At 43.7% G+C, this 3763-nt stretch carries 4 protein-coding genes; all 4 read left to right on the plus strand.

Annotated features, from left to right (window positions below; translation table 11 throughout):
- Positions 1-597 precede the first annotated feature (597 nt).
- On the plus strand, positions 598-1131 hold the full coding sequence (locus Q0668_RS21170; RefSeq protein ID WP_298868292.1) for an RNA polymerase sigma factor: 534 nt from the start codon (positions 598-600) through the stop codon (positions 1129-1131).
- A 31-nt stretch (positions 1132-1162) separates the two neighbouring features.
- Entirely contained in the window at positions 1163-1747 is a 585-nt protein-coding gene (locus Q0668_RS21175; protein ID WP_298868293.1) for a hypothetical protein, read from the plus strand.
- A 4-nt stretch (positions 1748-1751) separates the two neighbouring features.
- The gene (locus Q0668_RS21180; RefSeq protein WP_298868296.1) at positions 1752-2447 is read left to right on the plus strand and encodes a hypothetical protein; all 696 of its coding nucleotides are present in this window, start codon (positions 1752-1754) and stop codon (positions 2445-2447) included.
- A gap of 50 nt (positions 2448-2497) precedes the next feature.
- On the plus strand, positions 2498-3763 hold a 1266-nt coding region (locus Q0668_RS21185; RefSeq protein ID WP_298868298.1), incomplete at its 3' end, for a DUF1549 domain-containing protein.

The following is a 3763-nucleotide window of genomic DNA, read 5'->3' on the forward strand; positions in this document are numbered from 1 at the left end:
TTCACTTATTTTGATCGACGCGCCATGGGAGAGAGTTTCGCCTGCGTACATGACATTGATGTTTCACAATGCGTCGGGGCAGGTCATATGTTTCCCAATTACTATTCTCATCCCAGTATCGCTGAAACAATCGTCCCTGCGATCTATTTCAGCAATGATGAATAAGCACCAATTGCGAAACGACTTCTTATCAGTTTTTCACAAGCTGCCCGTGTTCACATCCCGTGATTCACATCTTCTTACTGCAATAAGTGTGGCTTTGCAGCGCCTCACATTTCCAAAATCGTTCAAGATCGACTGTACCTGCAAGAACAGTCAATGATGCCTCTCCAGCAACTGTTCACTGTGAAATACCGGTTCCATAGTCGAAACTCTGCCTTCTTTTGTGCATAATGGGTCTGACAAACCAATAATGATTCTGAATTCCATGCATCAGTCATGTAGCAGAAAACCTTATCGCACAGCCACAAAAGGACTTACGGCCATTGCGTCTCGGAGATACTATTTTTCGAAACTACAAAGATTCTGAAAATAAAATCGGTCTGTCGTGCATCGTTATTACTAAAACCGTGGTTTTGCAGTAAACGGGAGTAGATATTGACCACCGGCAACGATGGCAAGCTCGATCCCGAGATCGTCCATCAACTATTTGAAACCTATGTTAAGGAACTGCGCGCGTTTTTGACCGGGTTGTTACGTGATCACGACTACGTTGATGAAGTCATACAGCTGACTTTTTCGAAAGCACTCCAATCGGGAGGGCAATCAAATGAAGAAACTCGAAAAGGCTGGTTATTTCGAGTCGCTTATCACGAATCGATGGGTTTGATTCGGCGCAACAAGATTCATAAAAAATCATTAAATAATTTGTGTCAGACCACCAAGTCGTACTGGACAGAAACTCCGGGACAACAGCTTTTAGAAACAGAAAACATAGAACAGATCCGAATGGCTCTTCAAAAACTGCCGGAAAACCAACGGGCAGTTGTCATCGCGAGGATCTATGAGAGTAAAACATTTAACGAAATTGCATCAGAATTCGGACTCCCGCTGGGAACTGTACTGACTCGTATGCGACTTGCAATGAAAACGTTATCCAGACAGATAGACAATCCTTCTGAAAATCCTTGAATTCGGTATCTTATTTTTTAAGACATTGACCATGACTGATCTTTCCAACAATTCATCTAAATTCAATACAGACGATCTGGACTGGCTCGCATTTCAATATATCTCGAACGAACTTTCTGAACAGGAATCAGAAGCGTTTGAAGAATTACTTGCCCAAAAGCAAGTAGCGCGGGAAGCATTGGCTGGCGCTACAAAACTGGTAGCGGGACTCAAATCCATTGAATGCGTGCCAACAGTTCAAACGCCGGTATTAACAAGCAAACAATCGACTTTCAATGCGAGTTTGGAATCGCCATTTCGCTCTCAACATTGGGCCCTTGTCAGTTGTGCTGCCGTCATCTTGCTTGTCACTACTTTTCTCTTAACGAAACCAGGATCCCGTGAAACATCTCTCGCGTATACAGGGCCAACCGAACCGACTCAGGAAGACCTGGAACACGTGCTGGATCTCTGGTTTGAAGCTTCTGAAGAGAGCAACATTACGATCTCATTGAATTCCAATTCGGATTCGATGGATCTGATAGATCAACAAAATGTATTGGCCGATAATCAGACATTAGAAATTCCTGACTGGCTTTATACGGCAGTCTCTCTTCCAGAAGAAAGTGTGAATTAGACTGATGTTATCAATTTTCATAAGCCCTTTTGATCTTTCGCGTCTGGCATCTGGTTTGGTGTTCTGCCTGACGGTTATGCTCTTATCTGTCGCGTTTGCTGAGAACCCCGCGCAGACGAAAACAGTTCCCGTTTCTAAGGTAAAACCGCAAACTAAAAAATCGAAAACACAGAAGACGTCTGTTTCGGAACTTAAAGACCGCAAAATATTAAACACGATTGATGCAAAGCGGGAAAAGCTGGCTCTTGCGTTTGCCAAATTGCATCATCCGGAACTGGCTGAGCTGATTCAACGACTCAAGAAACATAAGCCACGTGAATATAAGCGGGCGATTCGCGTTCTGGATACAACTCTGGCCAAACTGGATCGTTTTAAAAATCGCGATAGTGAACGCTACCGCCTTACCCTGGAACGTTGGGAAGTTGATTCCCGTATTCGTTTACTGGCTGCACGCGTTTCCGTTATGGGAAGTTCAGAAGATAAATCAGAGTTAAAATCTCTGATCAAACAACGGGTTGCTTTGCATCTGGAGCAATTACGCCACGATCATAAAATGGCTGAAAATCGAATAAAAAAACTCGAAAAATCAATTTCTGAAATTGAAAAGAACCAGGAGTCGATGGTAGATGCTGAACTAAAGAAAGTTCAACGCAGCATTAAAAAAACTGGTCAACCAAATAAAAACAAAAGTAAGAAGTAACCGGATTACCCTTTGACTGACATTATGTCGTCCTTATTGCAAGGTGTGTTATGAAATCATTCAGAATGAAAAGTTGCTGTTTCACATTTCTAGGAGGAATCCTAACACTGATTACGGCTTCAACCGTAGCAGAGGCAGCGAAAAAGACCGAAATCATCAAACCGGTCAGCCAGCGATTTTCTGATCCGGGGAACAAGGAAACTCCTCAATTCCAACAGCATGTGGTTCCCTTACTTGGCAAGTTAGGCTGTAATGGTCGTGCTTGCCATGGTTCTTTTCAGGGAAAAGGTGACTTCCGACTCTCGCTGTTCGGTTATGATTTCAGTCTGGATCATAAACAAATTACCGCTGAAGATGTAGGACGCATTGATCTAAAAGAACCGGCAAAAAGTCTGGTGATACAAAAACCTCTTGAAGAAATTGACCACGATGGTGGCAAGCGTTTTGAAGCCAACAGCTGGCAACACCGACTTTTGTCACGTTGGATCGAAGGGGGAGCCCAAGGCGTCCCCAAAGATGCTCCCAAATTTGTACGTTTAAATGTGACTCCTGAATCAATCCAGTTCAAAAAAGAAGGGGAGACCGTCAAGCTACGAGCTGTGGTTGAGTGGTCTGACGGTTCAAAAGAAGATGTTACACCCATTTGTCGATTTCAAACGAATGACGAACAGATCGCGACGATTTCAAAATCAGGGATCGCCACCGGTGGCAAACCAGGTGATACACATGTAGTCGTCTTTTATGATTCTGGTGTGATTCCTATTCCCGTATTTCGCCCCGTGTCTGACCGTTATGGTGATAAATATCCTGAAATTGCGACAGCGACAAAAATTGATAAACACGTCATTAACAAATTATCCAAGCTGGGAATGATTCCGGCTGAAACATGTGATGATGCAGAATTCCTGCGTCGCATCAGCCTGGATATTTCCGGTACACTTCCTGCTCCCCATGAAGTAGAAGCTTTTCTCAAAGACTCTTCACCTGACAAGCGATCCAAAAAGATCGATGAAATGCTGGAAAGCCCTGCTTACGCTGCCTGGTGGACCACGAAACTCTGTGATTTTACCCAAAATAATTATGATGATCTTGTCAACGTTGCTCCTGTCCGTGATCGTCCCAGCCAGGAATGGTATGACTGGATCAAAAAACGTGTCACAGATAATGTAGGCTATGATGATATCGCGGAGGGGATTTTATTGGCTACGAGCCGGGAATCTGATGAGGATTTTGGGCAGTTCGTCAAATCAATGAGCGATATTTACCAAGATAAACCTGGTCATGAATTCGCCGATCGCGAACATATGCCTTATTAC

Source organism: uncultured Gimesia sp. (assembly GCF_937910335.1).
GTDB lineage: Bacteria > Planctomycetota > Planctomycetia > Planctomycetales > Planctomycetaceae > Gimesia.

What these genes read in the sequence shown, in the direction of transcription:
- Q0668_RS21175 (WP_298868293.1), top strand. Translation starts at nt 1,163, where the DNA reads ATGACTGATCTTTCCAACAATTCATCTAAATTCAATACAGACGATCTG.
- Q0668_RS21180 (WP_298868296.1), top strand. Translation starts at nt 1,752, where the DNA reads ATGTTATCAATTTTCATAAGCCCTTTTGATCTTTCGCGTCTGGCATCT.